This window comes from Achromobacter sp. ACM03 (assembly GCF_014851665.1).
GTDB classification, from domain to species: domain Bacteria; phylum Pseudomonadota; class Gammaproteobacteria; order Burkholderiales; family Burkholderiaceae_B; genus Achromobacter; species Achromobacter aegrifaciens.
In genome coordinates, this window is record NZ_JACVAD010000003.1 from 249,784 (window position 1) to 270,975 (window position 21,192).

At 67.7% G+C, this 21,192-nt stretch carries 20 protein-coding genes; 16 read left to right on the forward strand and 4 right to left on the reverse strand.

Annotation, left to right across the window (positions count from 1 at the left end):
- Positions 1-12 precede the first annotated feature (12 nt).
- From IB257_RS16820 to IB257_RS16835, 4 genes are read left to right on the forward strand one after another with little or no spacing between them, the layout of a single operon-like run.
- The gene (locus tag IB257_RS16820) at positions 13-936 is read left to right on the forward strand and encodes an NAD(P)-dependent oxidoreductase (RefSeq protein ID WP_054450385.1); all 924 of its coding nucleotides are present in this window, start codon (positions 13-15) and stop codon (positions 934-936) included.
- Positions 929-1,738 (forward strand): ABC transporter permease, encoded by an 810-nt coding sequence (locus IB257_RS16825; protein ID WP_054450384.1) that lies wholly within the window; start codon positions 929-931, stop codon positions 1,736-1,738. The genes IB257_RS16820 and IB257_RS16825 overlap by 8 nt, the downstream gene beginning before the upstream one ends.
- Positions 1,726-2,520, forward strand: coding sequence for an ABC transporter permease (locus IB257_RS16830; protein ID WP_054450381.1), 795 nt, complete (start codon positions 1,726-1,728; stop codon positions 2,518-2,520). Before IB257_RS16825 ends, IB257_RS16830 begins: the two co-directional genes overlap by 13 nt.
- Positions 2,520-3,314, forward strand: coding sequence for an SDR family NAD(P)-dependent oxidoreductase (locus tag IB257_RS16835; RefSeq protein ID WP_192492592.1), 795 nt, complete (start codon positions 2,520-2,522; stop codon positions 3,312-3,314). Before IB257_RS16830 ends, IB257_RS16835 begins: the two co-directional genes overlap by 1 nt.
- Here IB257_RS16835 and IB257_RS16840 read toward each other — a convergent pair.
- On the reverse strand, positions 3,311-4,204 hold the full coding sequence (locus IB257_RS16840; RefSeq protein WP_192492593.1) for a LysR family transcriptional regulator: 894 nt from the start codon (positions 4,202-4,204) through the stop codon (positions 3,311-3,313). The genes IB257_RS16835 and IB257_RS16840 overlap by 4 nt on opposite strands.
- Positions 4,205-4,300: 96 nt before the next feature.
- Here IB257_RS16840 and IB257_RS16845 point away from each other — a divergent pair, with 96 nt between their 5' ends.
- Together IB257_RS16845 and IB257_RS16850 are read left to right on the forward strand one after the other, a co-directional pair.
- Positions 4,301-5,632, forward strand: a complete 1,332-nt coding sequence (locus IB257_RS16845) for an arylsulfatase (RefSeq protein WP_054450376.1) — start codon at positions 4,301-4,303, stop codon at positions 5,630-5,632.
- A 41-nt stretch (positions 5,633-5,673) separates the two neighbouring features.
- Complete coding sequence (locus IB257_RS16850) at positions 5,674-6,639, forward strand: tripartite tricarboxylate transporter substrate binding protein (RefSeq protein ID WP_192492594.1); 966 nt, start codon at positions 5,674-5,676, stop codon at positions 6,637-6,639.
- A gap of 10 nt (positions 6,640-6,649) precedes the next feature.
- On the opposite strand, the gene IB257_RS16855 is transcribed toward IB257_RS16850, so the two are convergent.
- Both IB257_RS16855 and IB257_RS16860 read right to left on the reverse strand, forming a co-directional pair.
- Complete coding sequence (locus IB257_RS16855; RefSeq protein WP_125473224.1) at positions 6,650-7,390, reverse strand: SDR family oxidoreductase; 741 nt, start codon at positions 7,388-7,390, stop codon at positions 6,650-6,652.
- Between the two features lie 38 nt (positions 7,391-7,428).
- Positions 7,429-8,769 (reverse strand): CitMHS family transporter, encoded by a 1,341-nt coding sequence (locus tag IB257_RS16860; protein ID WP_054450371.1) that lies wholly within the window; start codon positions 8,767-8,769, stop codon positions 7,429-7,431.
- 156 nt (positions 8,770-8,925) lie between these two features.
- Between IB257_RS16860 and IB257_RS16865 the strand changes: the two genes are divergently transcribed.
- From IB257_RS16865 to IB257_RS16885, 5 genes are all read left to right on the forward strand, one after another.
- Positions 8,926-9,633 (forward strand): response regulator transcription factor, encoded by a 708-nt coding sequence (locus tag IB257_RS16865; protein ID WP_054450369.1) that lies wholly within the window; start codon positions 8,926-8,928, stop codon positions 9,631-9,633.
- On the forward strand, positions 9,590-11,059 hold the full coding sequence (locus tag IB257_RS16870; RefSeq protein ID WP_225588994.1) for a sensor histidine kinase: 1,470 nt from the start codon (positions 9,590-9,592) through the stop codon (positions 11,057-11,059). Before IB257_RS16865 ends, IB257_RS16870 begins: the two co-directional genes overlap by 44 nt.
- Positions 11,049-12,134, forward strand: coding sequence for an ABC transporter substrate-binding protein (locus IB257_RS16875; RefSeq protein WP_054450368.1), 1,086 nt, complete (start codon positions 11,049-11,051; stop codon positions 12,132-12,134). Before IB257_RS16870 ends, IB257_RS16875 begins: the two co-directional genes overlap by 11 nt.
- Before the next feature lie 284 nt (positions 12,135-12,418).
- Positions 12,419-13,504, forward strand: coding sequence for a LuxR C-terminal-related transcriptional regulator (locus tag IB257_RS16880; protein ID WP_119449023.1), 1,086 nt, complete (start codon positions 12,419-12,421; stop codon positions 13,502-13,504).
- A 301-nt stretch (positions 13,505-13,805) separates the two neighbouring features.
- Positions 13,806-14,126 (forward strand): DUF4148 domain-containing protein, encoded by a 321-nt coding sequence (locus IB257_RS16885; RefSeq protein WP_054450364.1) that lies wholly within the window; start codon positions 13,806-13,808, stop codon positions 14,124-14,126.
- Between the two features lie 6 nt (positions 14,127-14,132).
- On the opposite strand, the gene IB257_RS16890 is transcribed toward IB257_RS16885, so the two are convergent.
- Positions 14,133-15,098: a helix-turn-helix domain-containing protein gene (locus IB257_RS16890; RefSeq protein WP_192492595.1), complete on the reverse strand. Its 966-nt coding sequence runs from the start codon at positions 15,096-15,098 to the stop codon at positions 14,133-14,135.
- Positions 15,099-15,263: 165 nt separating this feature from the next.
- Here IB257_RS16890 and IB257_RS16895 point away from each other — a divergent pair, with 165 nt between their 5' ends.
- From IB257_RS16895 to IB257_RS16915, 5 genes are read left to right on the forward strand one after another with little or no spacing between them, the layout of a single operon-like run.
- Positions 15,264-16,112, forward strand: a complete 849-nt coding sequence (locus IB257_RS16895; protein ID WP_054450362.1) for a phytanoyl-CoA dioxygenase family protein — start codon at positions 15,264-15,266, stop codon at positions 16,110-16,112.
- Entirely contained in the window at positions 16,109-17,656 is a 1,548-nt protein-coding gene (locus tag IB257_RS16900) for a class I adenylate-forming enzyme family protein (RefSeq protein ID WP_082400654.1), read from the forward strand. Before IB257_RS16895 ends, IB257_RS16900 begins: the two co-directional genes overlap by 4 nt.
- A gap of 24 nt (positions 17,657-17,680) precedes the next feature.
- Positions 17,681-18,610, forward strand: a complete 930-nt coding sequence (locus tag IB257_RS16905) for a phytanoyl-CoA dioxygenase family protein (protein ID WP_054450358.1) — start codon at positions 17,681-17,683, stop codon at positions 18,608-18,610.
- Between the two features lie 2 nt (positions 18,611-18,612).
- Positions 18,613-19,842 carry a serine hydrolase gene (locus IB257_RS16910; protein WP_192492596.1) on the forward strand — a complete coding sequence of 410 codons (1,230 nt, stop codon included), beginning with the start codon at positions 18,613-18,615 and terminating at the stop codon, positions 19,840-19,842.
- Positions 19,843-19,891: 49 nt separating this feature from the next.
- Positions 19,892-21,151, forward strand: coding sequence for an ABC transporter substrate-binding protein (locus IB257_RS16915; RefSeq protein ID WP_192492597.1), 1,260 nt, complete (start codon positions 19,892-19,894; stop codon positions 21,149-21,151).
- Positions 21,152-21,192: the final 41 nt, after the last annotated feature.

Sequence of the window (21,192 nt, forward strand, 5' to 3'; positions counted from 1 at the left end):
GGAGCAAGCCCCATGGAACACATCGAATCACCCCGCATTGCATTCCTGGGCCTGGGCGTCATGGGGAGCGCGATGCTGCGCAACCTGGCCGCGCAAGGGTATGCAGTATCAGGCTACGACGTCGTTCCCGCAGCCATGGAGCGCCTGGCCGACACCGGCTTCCGGCGGGCCGCCACGCCACTGGACGCCGCCCGCGGCTGCGACGTGGCGATCACCATGCTGCCCACCTCGACCCACGTCCGCGACGCCTTGTTCGGCGCCGATGGCGCGGCGGCGGGCTTGAATCCGGGCGCCCTGGTCATTGAAATGAGCACGGGCGACGCGGTCGAGACGGACCGCATCGCCGCCGATCTCGCAGCCCTGGGCCTGCGTTGCATGGATGCCCCCGTGGGGCGCACGCCGCGCGAGGCGGCGCAGGGCAAGGCCTTGATCATGGCCGGCGGCGCGCAGGCCGACTTCGACCAGGCCGCGCCCATCTTCGCCGCCATGGCCAACGAGATCGTGCACGTGGGCCCTTTCGGTTCGGGCATCCGGCTCAAGCTGGTCAACAACTACATGTCCATGGTCGGCATGGTGCTGACGGGCGAAGCGCTGATGTTCGCCGCCAAGCTCGGGCTGGACCGCGCCACTGTCGTCAAGGTGCTGTCCAACACCACTGCGGGGCGTGGGCAGCTCCTGACCAATTTTCCCGGCAAGGTGCTGGCGGGCGACATCAGCCCCGACTTCCCCATGCGCATGGGCTACAAGGACATCAACCTGGCCATGAACCTGGCCGCCTCGGTGGGCGCGCCGCTGGGCCTGGGCGGCTACGCCCGCGAGATGTTCGCGCTGGCCAAATCATGGGGACGGCAGGAGCAGGATTGCACCGCCATGCTGCTGCTGCTCGAGGACGTGGCCCATCTGGACCGCCAGGCGACGGGGTCCGGCCATGAGTGAGCACATTGCAACCCTGCCCGCGCGGCGGCCGCGCGCATCGCGCCGCCGAATCACCGTGGGCGTGGCGGCCGTCGCCATCGCCTTTGCCGCCTGGTGGATCGTGTCGGCGCTGGGCCTGGTCAATGGCGCGCGCTTTCCCACCCCGCTCACCACCTGGCAGGCCGCGGTGCAGCTCTCGCGCGATTCCGGCTATGCCGGCGGCACGCTGTTCCAGCACATCGGCCACAGCCTGCGCCTGGTATTCCTGGGATTCCTGGTCGCGATCGGCACCGGCGTGCCACTGGGGCTGCTGATGGGATTCAGCAAGCGCATCGACGCGCTGGTCGGGCCGGTGTTCTCGCTGCTGCGCCCGATTCCGCCACTGGCCTGGATCCCGCTGGCCATCCTGTGGCTGGGCCTGGGGGATCCGGCGAAGATCTTCCTGATCTGGGTGTCCTCGTTCACACCTGCCGTCATCAACACCTACGCAGGCGTGCGCAACATCGACCCCACGCTGATCGAGGCCGCGCGCGTGCACGGCGCGGGCAATCCCGTCCGCATGCTGCGCGAGGTCCTGATACCCGGCTCCATGCCCATGATCTTCACCGGCCTGCGGCTGTCGCTGCAGACCGCGTGGATGACGCTGGTGGCAGCCGAACTCATCGGCGCCTTCATCGGCCTGGGCAAGGTGCTGGACACCGCGGCGCTGGACATCCGGCCCGGCATGATCCTGTACGCAATGGTCTGGGTGGGCCTGTTGGGCGCGGTGATGACACGCGGACTGGAATGGATCGAAAAGAGGGCCTTGCCATGGCTACGCTGACACGCGCCTCGGGCGACCCGCCCGCCTTCACCTTCGGCTTGTCCTGCCTGGGGCTGGCCGGCTTCTTCCTGGCCTGGCATCTGCTGAGCGTGGCGGGCGTGTTCCCGCCCAACTACCTGCCCGGCCCGCTGACCGTGCTGCAGACCATCGCGCAGTACAGCAGCGAACCCTATTCCGGCGCCACGCTCTGGACGCACCTGGGTGCCAGCCTCTACCGCTTCGCCTGCGGCTTCCTGCTGGCCGCGGCGGTAGGCATACCGCTGGGCCTGCTGATGGGCTGGTACCGCTGGCTGGACGACGTGGTCAGTCCGTTCTTCGATGCGTTGCGGTTCGTGGCGCCCATCGCCTGGGTGCCGTTCGCCGGCCTGTGGTTCGGCACCGGCATCGGCGGACCCACCCTGATCATCTTCGCCGGCGCCTTTCCGCCCTGCCTGATCAGCGCCTACCGCGGCGCCAAGTTCGTCGACACGCGACTGCTGGAAGCCTCGCGCACGCTGGGCGCCAGCGGCCCGCGCATCGTGGCCGAAGTGCTGCTGCCGGCGTCCCTGCCTTCCATCCTGGCCGGCCTGCGCGTCAGCGCCGGCATCGGCTGGCAATCGCTGGTGGGCGCGGAACTGATCGTGGTGGGCAACGGCATCGGCTACATGATGGTCCAGGGGCAGCTCAACGTCGCCACCAATATCGTCATGGCCGGCATGATCGCCATCGGCATCGTCGGCATCTGCATCGACGTTGCGCTGCGCATGTTTGAACAGCGCCTGAAGGCGCGCTGGGGACGTTGATGGACCACGCAACGCCAGACTCAACCTTGTCGGTCATTGTCACGGGCGGCGCAAGCGGCATCGGCGCGGCGGTATGCAGGCGGGTGATCGAAGCGGGCGGCCACGCGGCCATCCTTGACCTCAACCAGGAAGCCGCGCATACGCTGGCGCGGGAACTGGGGCCGCGCGCGGTGGCCGCCCCGGGCGACGTGCTGGACGAGGCCGGACTGCGGGCCACTCAGGAACGGCTTGCCGCCCTCCTACCCGCGGTCAACGGACTGGTGAACTGCGCCGGTATCGCCCAGGTTCCAACCGCCATCGAAGACTATCCGGTGGAGGCCTGGGCCCGTGTGGTGGATTCCCACCTGAAAGGCACCTATATCGCCTGCCGCGTATTCGGCAGCGCGATGGCCGAACGCGGACGCGGGGCGGTCGTCAACGTGGCGTCCGTGCTGTCGTTCCGCCCCGGCCCGGTACTGGCCTATGGCCCGGCCAAGGCCGCGGTGGTAAATCTGACCGAAGCCCTCGCGGTGCAATGGGCGCGCCGCGGCTTGCGCGTCAACGCCATCGCGCCCGGCTGGACCGACACGCCCTTCCTGAAACCCAAGGAACGGCAGGGCGAGCGCGACATGACGCCGATCCTGAACGCCACGCCGCTGGGCCGCCTGATGCAGCCGAGCGAGATCGCGGAAGTGGTGTTCTTCCTGCTGTCGCCGGCGGCCTCGGTCATCACTGGCGCCACCATCCCCTGCGACGGCGGCGTCATCGCAGGATCTGGATGGGCGCCCTACGGGGGCTTTCCGCAAGCTGGCTAAGCGCGGGGCGTGGCCTCCAGCACCGCCGCGCGGAACTCCTGCATCAGCGGCGACCAGGTGGCGCCGTGCCGCGTAACCAGCGCCATGCTGCGCCGCAGGGGCCGGCCCAGCGCCACCGGCAGTTCCGCAATGCCTGGACCCAGCGCACTATGCGGCATCAGCGCCAGCAGGTCCGAGGCCGCCAACAACGCCAGCGCGCCCCCGGAAAAATGCTGCACCTCCAGCGCCGCCGCAGGTTGCGCCAGGCCCGCCTCGGCATAGCGGGCCTCCAGCGCCTGGCGCGCCACCGACCCCTGCATGGGCAGGATCCAGCGTTGGCCTGCCAGGTCGCGCAACGCCAGCTTGCGCCGCGACGCCAGCGGATGCTTGCGGCTGGCGGCCACGCACAGGCCGTCCTCGCGTATCGATTCCTGATGCAGCGAGCCCGGCACGTCGGCATAGATCGGTGTCACCGCAAGGTCCAGCCTGCCACCCGCGACCTGCTCGTTGAGATCGTCCGACTGGCCTTGCGTCAGTTGAACCCGCAGCGCGGGCCGGCGCGGCAGCAGGCGGCGCAGCGCCGGCATCACCACGCTGTCCACGGTAGCGCCGGTCGCGCCGATACGCAGCAGCCCGGCCTCGCCCAGGCGCAGCTCCATCGCATTGCGCACGGCGTCGCAGTACTCCGCCCAGAGCCGCTGCGCATGCTCGCGGAACGCCAGGCCCGCCGAGGTCAGGCGCAGCCCGCGGCCGCCGCGGTCCAGCAACGCCAGCCCGGTATCGGCTTCCAGCCGTTGCAGGGACTTGGACAGCGCCGGCTGGCTGACGCCGCAGGCGGCCGCGGCGCGGTCCAGGTTGCCGTGTTCCACCACGGCCAGGAAGTACTCGATGTCGCGCAGGGACAGATTCATAATCGTTGGTTATGCATAGACTCAGCTTCAGGAATATTAAGCCGGGCCTGCGCTCCTAGAATCCCTGGATAAACCCGCAGACAGGAGACGCAGCGCGTGGACAAGAAGCCCAATATCGTATTGATCGTGGCCGACAACCTGGGATGGGGCGAATTGGGCTGCTACGGCGGCGGCGCGCTGCGCGGCGCGCCCACCCCCAACATCGACCGGCTGGCCTCGGAAGGACTGCTGCTGCAGAACTTCAACGTGGAAAGCGACTGCGTGCCCACGCGCTCCGCGCTGATGAGCGGGCGCCATCCCATCCGCACCGGTTGCCTGCAATCCGTCCCTCCCGGCCTGCCACAAGGCCTGGCGCGCGATGAAATCACGCTGGCCCAGCAATTGTCCGGCCAGGGCTACGCCACGGCGCATTACGGCAAGTGGCACCTGGGCGACATCCCCGGCCGCTATCCGTCCGATCGCGGCTTCGACGAGTGGTATGGCATCCCGCGCACCACGGACGAAAGCCAGTTCACCTCGTCCATCGGCTTCGATCCCTCGGTCGCCGACATCCCGCACATCATGCAGGGCCAGGCCGGCTCGCCTTCGGAAAACGTCAAGGTCTACGATCTGGAGACCCGCCGCGGCATCGACGCCGAACTGGTCGACCGGTCCATCGGCTTCATGCGCAAGCATGCAGAGGCCAGCCGCCCCTTCTTCCTGTACCTGCCGCTGGTGCACCTGCATTTTCCCACCCTGCCGCACCCGGACTTCGCGGGGCGCACCGGCGCCGGCGACTTCGCCGACTCCATGGTGGAAATGGACCACCGCGTCGGCCAGATCGTGCAGGCGGTGGATGAACTGAAGCTGCGCGACGACACCGTGTTCATCTTCTGCAGCGACAATGGCCCGGAATTCCGCAAGCCCTACCGCGGCACCGCCGGTCCCTGGACCGGCACCTACCACACGGCCATGGAAGGCAGCCTGCGCGTGCCCTTCATGATCCGCTGGCCGGGCAAGGTCCAACCCGGCCAGGTCTCCAACGAGATCGTGCACGTCACCGACCTGTACACCACGCTGTCGCGCATCGGCGGCGCGTCCATGCCGCAGGACCGTCCCATCGATGGCATAGACCAGACCGACTTCTTCACCGGCGCCAGCCCGACCTCGCTGCGCGAGGGCTTCCTGTTCTACATCAAGAACGACCTGCGCGCGGTCAAATGGCGCGACTGGAAGCTGCATTTCTACTGGGAACCCGAGGTCAACGAAGGCAAGGGAAAACTGGAGTCGCCGTACCTCTTCAACCTGAAGCAGGACCCCAAGGAAGAAAGCGACATCCTCATCTTCAATACCTGGGTGCTGGGGCCCATCCTGAAAATGGTGCAGTCCTTCAATCAGTCCTGCGCCGCGCATCCGAATACGCCGCCCGGCAAGCCGGATCCGAGCTGAGACGCGCGGCGGCCTGAGCAAAAAAACACAAAGGGGAAATCATGAAATTCGCTATCCGCTGCTGCGCGCTGCTGCTGGGCGCCGCGCTGACCGCCACCGCCGGCGCGGCAGACGCCAAGCTGGAATGGCCCGGCAAGCAGATCACCTGGGTGATCGGCTTCGTTCCGGGCGGCACCGCCGACGTGCTGACCCGCATCGCCGCGCAGGAACTGGCGCGGCGCAGCGGCTTGAACGTTATCGTGGAAAACCGCCCCGGAGCGGCGGGCGCGATCGCCCTGCAGCTGGTGGCGCGCAGCAAGGCCAGCGACGGCTATCTGCTGACCGTGCCCGGCCCGCTGATCTACCCCACGTCCCAGCCCGAGATCGGCCGCGAACTGGCGCCCGTCATCCTGATGGCCCAAGGCCCCATGGTCATTGTCGGTCCCGCCAAGGACGCCCGGGCATCCCTGCAGGACGTGCTGGCCGATGCCCGCCAGCGGCCCGAAGCATGGAGCTACGGCAGCTCGGGCAACGGCACATCGCAAAACCTGGCGGGCGAACTGCTCAACCAATATGCCGGCACCCGCATCGTGCATGTGCCCTACAAGGGCGGCGGCCAGGCGGTGGCCGACGTGGCCGGCGGCCAGATCCCCCTGGCGATCCTGGGTTCGGCACCGGTCATGCCGCAGATCAAGGCCGGCACGCTGAAGGCCTACGCCGTCACCACGCCCTACCGCCTGGACAGCCTGCCCGACGTCCCCACGGTGGAAGAGTCCGGCTTCAAGGGCTACACCGCCACCCAGTGGTTCTCGGTCGCGGCCAGCAAGGACATCCCGGCCGCGCAACTCGATCAGGTCAACGCCGCGCTGCGCGCCGCAGTGGCCACGCCGGAATTCAAGGCCGCCCTGGACAACGCCGGCATGATCGCCGGCGGCGGCTCACGGGACGAACTGCAGTCGTTCATCCAGGCGGATAGCGCCAAGTGGCAGAAGCTGATCGACAGCGGGGCGGTGAAGCTGGCGAATTGAGGACCTTCCCTCAACTCATATACACGCCGCCATTGATGGCGTAGTTGGCTCCCGTCACGAACGCCGCGTCATCCGACGCCAGCCAGGCGCACAGCCCCGCCAGATCCTTGGCAGTACCCAGCCGGCCCACCGGCACGCTTTCGACGATACGGTCCAGCAGCGCCGGCGGGAACGCCTTCACGGTGTCGTCGGCAATGAAGCCCGGCGAGGCCAGGTTGACGGTGACGCCGCGGGCCGCGACTTCCTGGGCCAGCGAACGGGTGAAGCCGATCACGGCGCCCTTGGCGGTGGCGTAGTTGATCTGGCCGATCTGGCCCTTCTCCGCGGCCACGGAGCCGATGTTGATGATGCGGCCCCAGCCGCGATCCGCCATGCTGTCGACCACCTGCTTGGTGGTGTTGAACAGCGTGTCCAGATTGCTGCGCAGCACCGCCGACCAGTCCGCCTGGCTCATCTGGCGAAAGCGCATGTCCAGCATGGCGCCAGCATTGTTCACCAGCACGTCGATCTCGCCGACCTCGCGCCGCACCTTGGCGAAGGCCGCCTCGGTCGAGGCCCAATCCGTGGCGTCGCCCTCGGAGGCGACGAAGTCGTAGCCCAGGGATTTCTGTTCCTTCAGCCAGTGGTCCTTGCGCGAGGAGCGCGGCCCGCAGCCTGCCACCACGCGGTGTCCCGCGTTGTGCAGCGCCTGGCAGATCGCGGTGCCCGTGTGGCCCATTCCGCTGGTGACGTAAGCAATGCGCAAAGCCATGTACTTCCCCTTTTGAAAAGACGGTATCGCGCCGCCGCTCAGCCGATCTGGCCGACCAGCGGGAACAGGCCGAACGCCAGCGCCGCGGCCAGCATCACCAGGCAGACCATCGTGGCCCACTTGAGCGAATAGCGCTGGTGGTCGCCGAAGTCCACGCCGGCCAGGCCGACCAGCAGGTAGGTCGAAGGCACCAGCGGGCTCAGCAGGTGCACGGGCTGGCCGATCAGCGAGGCGCGCGCCATCTCGACCGGCGAAATGCCGTAGCCCTGGGCCGCTTCGCTCAGGATGGGCAGCACGCCGAAGTAGAAGGCGTCGTTGGACATGAAGAAGGTGAAGGGCAGGCTCACCAGGGCGGTAATGCCAGCCAGGTACGGGCCCATGGCGTCGGGAATCACCGCCAGCAGGCTGCGCGACATCGCCTCGACCATGCCCGTGCCCGACAGGATGCCGGTGAAGATCCCGGCCGCGAAGATCAGCGACACCACCGACAGCACATTGCCCGCGTGCTGCGCGACGCGGCGGCGCTGCTCGGCCAGGTCCGGATAGTTGATGACCAGCGCGATCGCGAAGGCGATCATGAACAGCACCGGCAGCGGCAGCACGCCCATCACCAGGCTCACCATCAGGGCCAGCGTCAGTCCGGCGTTCACCCACAGCAGCTTGGGGCGGCGCAGGTCCTGGTCGACCTCGATCTCGGGCAGGTTCTTGGGACCGTCCTCGTCATAGCCGGCGTGCAGCGAAGCGCCGTCCGGCAGCGACAGCACGCCCAGGCGGCGGCGTTCACGCAGGCCCAGGCAGAACGCCAGGATCAGGATGGCGACAATGGCCACGCCCATTACCGGCACCAGCGGCACGAAGATGTCGCCCGCGTCCACGTGCAAGGCGCTTGCGGCGCGCGCCGTCGGGCCGCCCCAGGGCGTCAGGTTCATGACGCCGCTGGCCAGCATCGCCAGACAGGTCATGGACAGCGCGTTCATCTTCAGGCGGCGATACAGCGGCAGCATCGACGCCACCACGATCATGTAGGTGGTCGAACCGTCGCCGTCCAGCGAAATCACCAGCGCCAGCACGGTCGTGCCCACCACGATCTTCAGCGGATCGCCCTTCACCGCGCGCAGGATGCGGCCCACGATGGGATCGAACAGGCCGGCGTCGATCATGACCCCGAAATACAGGATGGCGAACATCAGCATCACGCCGGTGGGCGCGATCTTGCGGATGCCGTCCAGCATCATCTTGTCGATGCCCGAGCCGAATCCGCCCAGCAGGGCGAAAATAATGGGGACAAGGATCAGCGCCACCAGCGGCGACAGGCGCTTGGTCATGATCAGCGTCATGAACGTGATCACCATGCCGAAGCCAAGCAGGGTCAGAAGCATGAGGGTTATCTCCGACTAGTCGTTGTTATGCGTAAACGCGCCTCCGGCTGGGGATGCGCGACCGCAAGACTAGAAATAAAAGCTGTCGGCAACCTGTCGTTTTTGAACGCGGGTGCGGCGCGGGGGGGCTAGTCCAGCCATGCGACAATCGCCCCTATGCGCATACTGGTGATCGAAGACGACGCGGACCTGGCCGACGCACTCGTGCGCCGGCTGCGCCGTCTCGGCCATGCAGTCGACTGCCAGAACGACGGCCTCAGCGCTGACGGCGTGCTGCAATACGAAACCTTCGACCTCGTCATTCTGGACATCGGCCTGCCCCGCATGTCGGGCTTCGACATCCTGCACCGCCTGCGTGACCGCGGCAGCAAGACGCCCGTGCTGGCGCTGACCGCCCGCATCGACATCGAAGACCGCGTCCACGCCCTGGATACCGGCGCCGACGACTACCTGGCCAAGCCCTTCGATTTCCGCGAGCTGGAAGCCCGCTGCCGCGCCCTGCTGCGCCGCCCCAGCCCCCAGGCGTCCGGCATGCTGCGCTTTGGCGAGCTGGTCATCGACAGCGCCGCGCGCCAGGTCACGCTGGCCGGCCAGCGCATCGAACTGCCCAAGCGCGAATACAGCCTGCTGGAAATCCTGCTGGCCGGCATGAACCGCGCCGTCAGCAAGACCGAAATCGCCAACAAGCTGTTCGCCTTCGACGACGATGCCGCGCCCAACGCCATCGAGGTCTACATCGCCCGGCTGCGCCGCAAGCTCGAAGGCTCGCCGCTGCGCATCGAAACGCAGCGCGGCACCGGCTACCTCCTGACCGCCACCGATGACCACGACCGCCCCGCCGCGCCCGGCCCCGGCCGGGAGTGACCCCGCCACGCCCGCCGCCGCGCAGGGCCGCATCTCGATCAAGCGCCGCCTGCTGGCCATGCTGCTTGCGCTGTTCGTCGCCGCCCTGGCCACGCTGTATCTGCTGGTGCGCGGCTACGCCAATCAGACCGCCGACACCACCTACGACCAGTTGCTGCGTTCCTCGGTGCTGTCCATCGCCGACAGCCTGCAGCTGGTGCAGGGAGAGTGGCGCATGGACATGCCTTATGCCTCGCTGGCGCTGCTGGAGCAGGCGCCGCGCGACCGCGTGTTCTATCGTGTCGGCGACGCGGGCGGCGCACTGATTTCCGGCTATGCGGACCTGCCAGCGCCGCCCGCCCGTGGCAGCGAAGGCCCGGCGTACTCGCCCCGCCTGTACGACGCCAGCTACCAGGGCGAGCCGGTGCGCATCGCCTGGATGGAACGCAAGATCGCCGGTCCCCGCAATGCCGAGACCGCCCTCATCCAGGTCGCGCAGACCCGCGAAGCCCGCAACGCGCTGGCAGCGGGCATCTTGTGGCAAGGCACGCTGGCGCTGATCGGCTTTACCGCCGCGGCGCTGGCGCTGGCCTACTGGGGCCTGCTGCGCTCGCTGTCGCCGATCCGCCGTATCGAGCGCGAACTGGCCGCCCGCAGCGCGGCGGACCTGCATCCCATCGCCGCTCCCGTGCCGGAGGAACTCGACACGCTGGTGCACTCGCTGGATGGCTTCATGGCGCGCCTGTCGGAAAACCTGGACACCCTGCGCCTCTTCATCGCCGAAGCCGCGCATCAGCTGCGCACGCCGCTGGCCGCGCTGCACGCACAGATGGAAGTGGCGCTGGACGAGGAAGATCCCGCCGAACAGCGCCGCAGCCTGCTGGCCGTGCTGCGCAACGCCGAGAAACTCTCGCGCCTGGTCAACCAGCTGCTGAGCGACGCCAGCGTCATCCACCGCAGCAACGTGCGCCAGTTCCAGCCGGTGGACCTGGCCGAGCTGCTGCGGCAGGCGGTGTATGACACGGTCCCGCAAGCCGATCCCCAGCCCGACGTGCGCCTGCATCTGCCCGCCACTGCGCCCGGCAATCCGCCCACCGTGCTGGGCGACAGCCTGATGCTGCGCGAAGCGTTCAAGAACCTTATCGACAACGCCCTGCGTCACGGCGCCACGGACGACGGCCACATCGACGTGCGGCTGGAGCCGGAGGACGATGGCTGGCGCATATCCGTATCCGACCAGGGTCCGGGCATACCGCCGGCGCTGGCCAACGCCGCCTTCGAGCGCTTCGTGCGCGGTCCAAACCCGCGCGCGTCCGGCGCCGGCCTGGGCCTGTCCATCATCAAGCGCGTGGTCGACATCCATCAGGGCCGGCTGGCCCTGAGCAACCGCGTGGGCGGCGGCCTGGACGCCGTGGTCACGCTGCCGCCCCGCCCCCATGAAGCTTGATCTCCTGAAACCCCTGCGCCTGCTGGCGGCGCTCACCGCGCTGCTGCCCTTTGCTGCCGGCAACGCCGCGGAAACCAGCGCCGACGGCCTGACGCTGGGGCCCGCGGACAGCAGGAACGTACTGGTCGTGCACGCATCCAACAGCGTGCAGGTGTTCCGCGGCGTGCTGGAAGACTTCAGCAGGCTCAACCCCGGCCTGCGCCTGGAATACACCGAGCTGTCCACGCAGGAGCTGTATGCCGGGACGGTTTCCCGCGCCACGCAGGCGCCGGCAACCAGATCCGGCCCCGACATCGTCATCAGCAGCGCGATGGACCTGCAGACCAAACTGGTCAACGACGGCTACGCGCAACCCCACATCTCGCCGGAGACCCGCGCCCTGCCCGCCTGGGCCAACTGGCGCGACGAGGTCTTCAGCATCGGCACCGATCCCATCGTCATGGTCTACAACACCAGCAAGCTCGCGTCCGCAAGGGCGCCGCGCACCCGGCGCGAGCTGCTGTCCCTGCTGCAGGCGCCGGACCAGCCCCTGGCCGGCGCCATCTCCACTTACGACGTCGAGGGCAGCGGCATCGGCTACCTGGCGGCCACGCAGGACACGCGGCTGGACAGCATGGCTGGCGCGCTGCTGGCCGAACTGGGCCGCAACCGCGTGGCCGTGCACGCGTCCACCGAAGACGCGCTGGACAAGCTCGAACGCGGCGAGATCACGCTGGCCTACAACCTGCTGGAGTCCTACACCCGGCACCGCATCGACCTGGGCGCGCCGCTGGCCATCGTCTATCCGCAGGACTACACGTTGATGCTGTCGCGCTCCGCCATCATTCCCCGACAGGCGCCGCGGGCGGATCTGGGCGCGATGTTCCTGGACTATCTGCTGTCGCCGCGGGGCCAGGAAATGGTCGCGCGGCAATCGGGCATGCGGCCCGTGAGCGCATCGGCCAACCCGGAAGCGGGCGTGCGGCCGGTGGCGCTGGGCGTAGGACTGTTGGTGTATCTGGATGCACTCAAGAAGCGGCATTTCCTGGATCTGTGGCGCGCGGCGGTCCGTCCGCCCGGCGGCCCCCACCACTGACGCGATCTCCCCGCCCGCACTGGTATACACAACCCGGTACACCAAGACCACCTCTGAATCCGGACCCTTTTTGTCCGGACAATGCACCCACTTTTTTCATCCGCCCCGGGGTTTTGCGAGGATAATTTCCTTGTGGCAGCGCCGCGGCAATCCAGGCCGGCCAGCCTCTCCCATGCCGGCAAATCACCGCCGCGCAGCGCTCCCCCGATCTGGCCGGAGCCACCTCTACAACGATCTGTGATACGTGACAGCGTTTGCGTCTGAACCAGAGTTGGAGGCACGAAATGGCCGAACACCAGATTGCCGTCCGGCGCGCGATCGAAGCCCTGGACCGTCTGGCGGATCCCGATCCGCCCTGGCATGACATCCTGCTGACCGCCCGCGACATGGTGGGCGCGGACAGCGGCACCTTGATCGTCTTCGATGCCCGCCACAAGCTGCTGGACCTGTCCACCGTCAGCTTTCCCGAAGCCGCCGCCACGGACTACCGCAACCATTACTACAGCTGCGACATCGTCGAACAGGATTCGCGGCTGCTGCCCGTGGGCACGTGGCTGGATACCGCCAACATGTGCGGCCACAAGCAGCTGCAGCGTTCCGAGTTCTACACGGACTTCATGCTCAAGCACCGGATGGCGCAAGTGCTGTGCCTGGTAATCGAATCCAGCGCCATGCTGCGCGCCGCCATCGCCTTCCAACGCTCGACCGTGGACGACAAGGCCAGCGAACGGCTTCAGTCCGGCGACGTAGCCCATTACTTCCGCCTGCTGAAAAGCCGGTTGGCCCAACGCGAAAAGGCGCTCGCCATCGGTTGGACAGCCATTGAAAGCGCACTCTCGGATGTCGGCGAAGCCGTGCTGCTGGTCAGCCACGACGCGATGGTAGACAAGAGATCGGCCCTCGCCATGCACTATCTGAGCGACGGCCATGGCTGGAACGTGCGCGGCGGCAAGCTGCGCCATCCCGACGCGAAGATACAGGCCTTGTTCGACGCGTATTGCCAGGCGGTCGCGCGCGACGGCAAGGCGCGGTCCCTGGCGGCAGCCGCCGGATGGGGCGAATTGACCTGGATCGACATCAGCGCGGCCCCGCAAGCGCTGAGCCTGATCGGCAGCCGCATGCTGCTGGTGCGCATGCGCAGAAAAAGCGCCTTTTCCCAACCGGACGTCGACAGACTGGAATCCGTGTTCTCGATCACGCACGCGGAAGCCGCTGTGCTGGCCGGTCTTGCGATGGGACACAGCGTGGAGGAAGTCGCGACCCTGCGCCACGCCTCGGTGCTGACCGTGCGTAAACAGGTGGCGTCCCTGCTCAACAAGATGGAATGCAATCGCCAGTCCGAACTGGTCAGGCTCGCCTCGCTGCTCTGAGCGCGCGCCATCGGTATGACGTACCCAATATTGAGTATGTGGCGCCCACCCGCGCCGTCCTACGATGAGCACAAAGGCATGAGGCCCGGACGCCCGGTCCGGCCCGAGTCGTAAACCTGGCGGTGGAACCCAGCGCCAGGTGCGTGTCCGCGCGCGCCGCGGGCCGGGCCGGCCTGCCCAAGAAAAAAACCAATGCGCCAATCCGGTTGCGCAGCTGTCCCTGCACCGGGCTGCATTGCCGCGAGCCCCCATGGACACCGGTCTCCAATGCTGCGGTCACTCTCGTCATCAGGAGCATTTCATGAAAACTGCCCTAACCGTCCGCGCCATGATTCCCGTCGTCCTGGCGGCCTGCGCCCTGCTCTCCGGCCCCGTGGCCGCGCAAATGTCCGCCGCCCCAACCACCGCAGCTCCGCCCTCCGACGTCCAACTCAGCCGCGATCAAGTCGAACGCGACCTGGCCGCCTGGAAGCAATCCGGCGTTGAAAGAAACTGGGACAGCGACAGCACCCCTGACATCAATAGCCCCGAGTATGTCGCCGCCTACCGGAAGTATGTCGACACGGTCAGGCCTGCCAACGCCCCGCAGATGCAGCAGTCGCAGGGCCAGGGCAAATGGTGATGCGCGCTATTGAGCCCGCAAGGGCGCACCGCCGCGCTCGCTGCCTGGCGAGCGGCCATAGTGCGCGCGGTACGCCCGATTGAACGTGGAAACTTCCTCGAATCCCCAGCTGGCGGCGATGTCCGCGATGGAGCGGCCAGGCTGGGTCTCGATGGCCAGGCGGCACCTTTCCAGCCGGCACTGCCGCACGTAAGCGCTGAAGCTCAGGCCATGCTCGGCCATGATCTTGAACAGATAGCTGCGGGAGATGCCGAGCTCCTCGCTGGCCGAAGCCGGCGTCAGGCCGCGATCGGCCAAACGCCGCTGCACCAGCGCCAGAATGCGGTCCAGGACTTCGTGGCGCACCCGTTCGGCGATCTGCGCGCCGGCATCCGCCCCTTCGAGCTGCGTCCGCGACAGCAGTTCGCTGCAATGCCTGACCATCAGCGCCTGCACCTGCTGCAACTCGATTGCCGGCAGTTCGCTGACCAGGCGCATGTAGCTGGCCAGCACCCGCCCTGCCCCTGAACTTCCGTCCAGCACCGGCATGGCCAGTCGCCCGCGCCGGCCCAGTTGCGGCCGCAAGAGGCCTTCCGGGATTTCTATGCAGAACATGCGGAAATCGGTGCGGAAGTCGACTTCCCAGGGCGAAGCGCAATCCACCACGTAGACGTCGCCAGCCCGCGCCCGCATGGCGCTTCCGTCCTGCGAAACCAGGGCCTCTCCCGCGCACAGCAAATTGGCGAAGAATGGGGATTGCTTGCGGGCCGAGAGACCGGCCGCGGACAGCCTGACCACATGGGATTGGGCGGTGATGGTCGAGCCGTGCAGGTCCGGCAGCAGCAGGCCGTCGATCTGGCCGCGAAAGCTGCGCGCGGCGTCACGCTCGGGTTCGAGCGGCACGTAGGCATCGCAGATTGCATCGCGCCAATACGCGAACTGCTCCTGCGGCGCTATGACATCGGTGGTGTGGTGGTAGGCCTGCGCGCTCATGTTGAGTACCGGATCATGCCGACTGGGGCCGCCATCTTCTAGGGGATGGACGCTTTGCGCCACTGCCGTGGACGCTACGCGCTGGCAGGGCGAAGACTACCGGCCGATTATACGCACAGACCTATATCGCCGGACTCAGATCCAGGCCCAATCAGGAGACAAAAGATGTCCACGCCCGAACCGCTCGACGAGCGGATCGCAGCCTTTGAACGCGACGGATTCGTGGTGCTGCCGGGAATCATCCCGCCCGAGCAGGTCAGCCAGTTGCAGGAAGCCCTGATCCGGATCGAGGCCGAGCACAACCTCGGTTACGCCCAGACCTCGTTCGAAGGCCGCAAGACGGTGCGCATCAACAACCTGCTGGTCTACGATCCACGCTTCTGGGACGTGCCGCTGCAGCCCGACGTGCTGAGCCTGGCCGAACGCCTGCTGGACCGCGAGCTGCTGCTGTCGTCGCTGTGCTCACTGACGCTGGCGCCGGGCCAAGGCGCCCAGCCCCTGCACGAAGATACCCAGCAACTGGCGCTGCCGCGCCCGCGCCCGCCGCTGGCGGTCAATGCCATCTGGGCCTTGAGCGATTTCACGGCCGAGAACGGCGCCACCCACATCGTGCCCGGCAGTCATCGCTACGATTCGTCTCCGCCCTACGGCGCGCAGGACATAGACACCGTGCAGGCCACCATGAAGGCGGGCAGTGTCATGCTGTTCGACAGCGCGCTGTGGCACAAGGGCGGCGCCAACAACAGCAACGCCCGCCGTTACGCGTTGTCGTGCTACTACTGCGCCGGATGGATGCGGCAACAGGAAAACCTGCAGCTCGGCATTCCGGCCGAGGTGGCGAGAAGCTTCCCGCGCCGCCTGCAGGAATTGTGCGGCTACAGCATCTACAAGGGGCAGTACGGCCACATCGACAATGCCGACCCCATCACCCTGCTGGGCGGCGCTGGCCGGCCCACGGTCTGGCAGGCCAGCGACGCCAAGGCTGCCCGCAAGGCTGCCGAGCGCAAGGCATGATGAACGCCCCCGCCCTGCCCAGGGTCCCGGATTCGGTGATCCATCTGCTGCGCGACGCCGCTCTCGAAGCGCCCGATCTTCCCGCGCTGTCCTTCGAAGGCGTGCGCCTGAACTATGCGCAATACGCCGGCTTGGCTGGAGCTTTGGCACGCCGCCTGGGCGAACGCGTGCGGCCCGGCGACCGGGTGGCCCTGTTGATGCAGAACTCGCTGGACCTGGCCGTTGCCACCTTTGCAGTGCATGCGCTGCGCGCGCAGGCCGTGCCGCTGAACCCAGGCTATCGCGAGCGCGAGCTGGCCTATATGCTGGAAGACGCCGAGCCTTGCATGCTGCTGCATGACGACAGCGTGAAGCTGGATCTGAGCGCCGTGTGCCCGGGCCTGGATGCCGGCGCCATTCTCCGCACAGGCAACGGCGCCGGCCTGCTGGAGATGCTGCCGCAGGCCTGCGCCCTGCCCGAAGACCTGCCGCGGCATGAAGATCTGGCCACGCTGCAATACACCGGCGGCACCACCGGACGCCCCAAGGGCGTCAACATCCTGCACCGGCAGATCGCCTACAACATCGCGCAGCGCGAAGCCTGGCTGCCGACGCGGCGCGATTCGGAGGTGGTGCTCTGCGTGATGCCGCTATTCCATGTGTCGGCCGTCTCCATGTCGCTCTACTTGAGCTTGCATGCCCGCGGCGAGCTGGTGGTGATGCGGCGCTTCGATGCCGCCCGCACCATCGAGGCCATCGCCGCCCACGGCGTGACCCTGCTGCCGGGCGCGCCCGCAATCTTCCATGACCTGTTGCTGAGCACGGCCTTCCAGCCTGAAAAACTCGGCAGCCTGCGCGCCTGCTTCTCCGGCGCGGCGCCGCTGCCGCGCGAAACCCTGACGCGTTTCGAGTTGCGCGCCGGTTGCCCCATCCATGAGGGCTACGGCATGAGCGAGGCGGGTCCCTGCCTGGCCTTCAATCCCATGCACCGTCCACGCAAACCCGGTTCGGTGGGCTTGCCCGTGCCAGGCGGCGAACTGCAGGTGGTGGACCTGGATGGCGCCAGCCGCGTCATGCCGCCGGGCCAGCCCGGCGAAATCCGCGTGCGCGGGCCGCACGTGATGGCAGGTTACCGCCAAGCGGCGCCGGAGTCCGCGCAAGCGCTGCGCGAAGGCTGGTTCTACACCGGCGACGTCGCCATCCTGGACGACGAGGGCTATCTCCATCTGCGGGGCCGCCGGCACGACTGCATCAACGTGGGCGGCTTCAAGGTCTATCCGCTGGAAGTGGAACAGGTGCTGCTGTCGCGCCCCGAAGTCGGCGAAGCGGCCGCCTTCGGCGTGGCCGACGAGCGGCTGGGCCAGGTGGTCCACGCCTGGGTCACGCCCGCGCCCGGCCAACGCCTGGACATGGCCGCCCTGCAGGCGCATTGCGCCGCGCACCTGGCCGGCTACAAAGTGCCGCGCCGCATCGGCGCGACGGCAGCCTTGCCGCGCACCAGCATAGGCAAGCTCGCACGCAGCGCGCTCGCGCCCGTGGCCGTGCCCGGCCCGAATTCGCAGTGACATTCCACATAAAAGGGGAGGAACATGAAGCAACTCGATCTGCAGGCTTTGCAACACCAGCTCGCCGAAGAAGGCTACGCCGTCATTGAAAACGTGCTGGACGCCGCACAGCTGGAACAGGCGCGCGAATGCGTGGCCGGACTGATGGCCGCGGAACGCGCCGATCCGTTCCCGCTGGACGACGAACGGCACGAGGACGATGACGACATCCTGGCCTACTATAAGCGCCACTACACGGTGAGCGACATGGAAGCGCAGCGCATGGTGGCGCGCGTGCACCAGTATCGCCGCGACAACGAAAACACGCGCTGGCCGGTACCCATCAACAAAGTGTCGAAGAACTTCCTGCACTTGCCCACCCTGTTCGACGACGACAAGTCGCAACGCGTCTGGAACCTGCTGAACAAGGCGCCCGACATGATTCCGCTGATCGAGCACCCGGCGGTGTTGCCCATGGTGCGCAGCGTGATGGGCCAGGACTGCAACCTGCACGACTTCCAGGCCACCAGCATCGGCCCCGGCACAGGCGGCGGCGCCTGGCACGTGGATGCGCCGCTGGGCCAGATCGCCGAGCCGCTGCCGGAGTTTCCGCTGACGCTGCAGAACGTCTGGATGCTGGACGATTTCACCGCCGACAACGGCGCCACGCGGGTCATGCCGCGCAGCCACAAGCTGCGCAAGTCGCCACCGTGGGGCAGCGGCCCGCTGGACGGCGAGGTCACGCTGACCGCACCCGCCGGCTCGGTCGCCATCTGGCTGTCCAACACCTGGCACCGCTCCGGCCCGAACCATACCGACCGCGAGCGCCGCGCCATACTCTGCAACTACAACGTGTCCTGGTTGCGCGGCTTCGCCGACTTCACCAGCACGCTGCCCGAAGGCGTCGCGGCCGCGCTGTCCAACGACGCGCGCTACCTGCTGGGCTACGGCGCGCGCGCGCCATTGACGCGCTGACCATGGCCGCCGCAACCTCGTCTCCGGCGCTTGCACCCGCGGCGCCGGCCATACACGGCTACTGCGATCCCGCCTTCGAACCAGTACGCGCAGCATTCGCGCGCAACTTCCAGGACGGTGGCGAGCTCGGCGCGTCCGTCGCCATCGAAGTCGACGGCTATCCGGTGGTCGACCTGTGGGCAGGATGGGCCGACACGGACCGCAGCCAGCCCTGGCAGCGCGACACGGTCTGTATCGTGTTCTCCAATACCAAGCCGGCCACGGCGCTCTGCGCCCACATGCTGGCCGAGGCGGGAGAGCTGGATTTGGACGCCCCTGTCGCCCGCTACTGGCCCGAATACGCCGCAGCAGGCAAGGCCACCACCACCCCGCGCATGCTGCTCAACCATACCGCTGGCCTGCCCGCGCTGCGCGAGCCGCTACCCGCTGACGCCGCTTTCGACTGGGAGGGCATGACCCGCCGGCTGGCCGGGGCCGCGCCTTTCTGGGCTCCGGGCGAACGCGTGGCCTACCACGGCCTGACCTACGGCTGGCTGGTCGGCGAGCTGGTGCGCAGGCTGGGCGGCTGCATGCCCGGCGAATTCTTCCGCCGCCATATCGCGCAGCCGCTGGACCTGGACTTCTGGATCGGCTTGCCGGAAACGGAGGAAGCCCGGGTCGCACCCATCGTGCCGCCGCCCGCGCCGCAAGCGCCGTTCAGTCCCTTCGAGCAGTCCCTGAAGGATGAGCCCGAAAGCCCTACCGCGCTGTACGCCAAGAACACCGGCGGCTGGCGCCCTTCCGGCTTCAACAGCCGCGCCGGCCACGCAGCCGGGCTGTGCGCGGCTGGCGGCATCGGCAATGCGCGCAGCCTGGCGCGTCTGTACGGCACACTGGCGCTGGGCGGCCAGCGCGACAGCGTGCGCCTGCTGCGCGAGGACACGCTGGCCGCGGCCACGGCCCTGTCGGCGCGCACGGACGACGACGCCTGCCTGCGCGTACCCACGCGCTACGCCAGCGGCTTCATGCGCCAGATGGATAACCGCGCGCAAGGCCTGGACAGCGCCTGCTTCGGCGACGAGGCCTACGGCCACACGGGCGCTGGCGGGTCGCTGGCTTTCGCCTGGCCGCAGCGCCGGCTTTCCTTTGCCTACACCATGAACCGCATGGGACGCACGGTGCTGCTCGATGAACGCGCCCATCGCCTGGTGTGCGCGACGCACGCGGCACTCGGCGCAGGGCCGCCAGGCTGAAGCCCGCGCCGCACTCTCGAATCACAAAAAAACCTGGAGACAAATCCTCATGAACACGAGCAACCCCTATCGCCCCGCCGCCCTGCGGCGTCTGTTCGCCGCGGCCGGCGCCACGTTGCTGGTCCAGGGCGCCGCCCTGGCTGCCGAGCCCGTCAAGATCGGCTATCTGATTCCTCTGTCGGGCAGCGCCACCGCTTCCATTGGCAAAGACATGTCGCGCGCCACGCATCTGGCCGTCAAGCACATCAACGACGCCGGCGGCATCAAGTCGCTGGGCGGCGCGCAACTGCAGCTGGTCGAGGTCGACACGCGGGGCGATGCCAAGGTCGCCATGACCGAGGTCGAACGCCTGATCACCCGCGAGAAGACCCCGGTGCTGCTGGGCGCTTTCCAGAGCGGCGTGACCTTCCCCGCCACCGCCGTCGCGGAAAAGAACCGCGTGCCATGGGTGGTGGACCTGGCCGCCAAGGCCGACATCACCGAACGCGGCTTCAAGTACGTGTTCCGTCCCACGCAGATCCCGGCCTCGGGCAACGCCGAAAGCATGGCGGACTTCATCGACTACGCGGGCAAGACCACCGGCAAGCCTGCCAGGACGGTCGCCATGGTCTACGAGAACACCGATTGGGGCCAGGACATGGCCAACACGTTGCGCGCCAAGTTCAAGGCAGCCGGCATCGATCTGGTGCTGGACGAGGGATACCCGCCCAACTCGCCTGACCTGCGTCCGCTGGTGCTGAAGATCAAGGGCAAAAAGCCCGACGTCGTCACCGTGACCTCCTATGGCGCCGACGCCGTGCAGCTGCACAAACTGCTGGCGCAGATGCGGGTGGGCTCGACCTACGTCGGCAGCGCGGCCGGCCAGATCGACAGCACCTTCATCCCGCTGGTCGGCAAGGACATCGCGGGCAATGTCTACACCACCAATGGCTGGGCCGGCTACGAGTCGTCCATCACCACGCCGTTCGCCAAGAAGTTCTGGGACGACTTCGTCGCCGCCTACAAGGTCGATCCCAACGAACTGTCGGTCAGCGCCTACGCCGCGGTCTGGGTCATCAAGGACGCGCTGGAGCGCGCCGGGAAGGCGGATCCCGAAGCGATCCGCGACGCCCTGGCCCAGACCAAGCTGCAAGGCACCGACCTGAACAAGCTCGTGGGCTATGACATCGTGATCGACGCCAAGGGCCAGAACCCCGAAAAGCGCTACGTCATGCAGCAGATCACGCCCGACGGCCAGTACCGCACCGTGTGGCCGGAGAACCTGGCCTCCAAATCCTACAAGATGGTCTGGACTGCCGCTCAGCCCTGACCGACCTGGCGTCGCCGCGCCACGCCCTGCGCGTGGCGCCG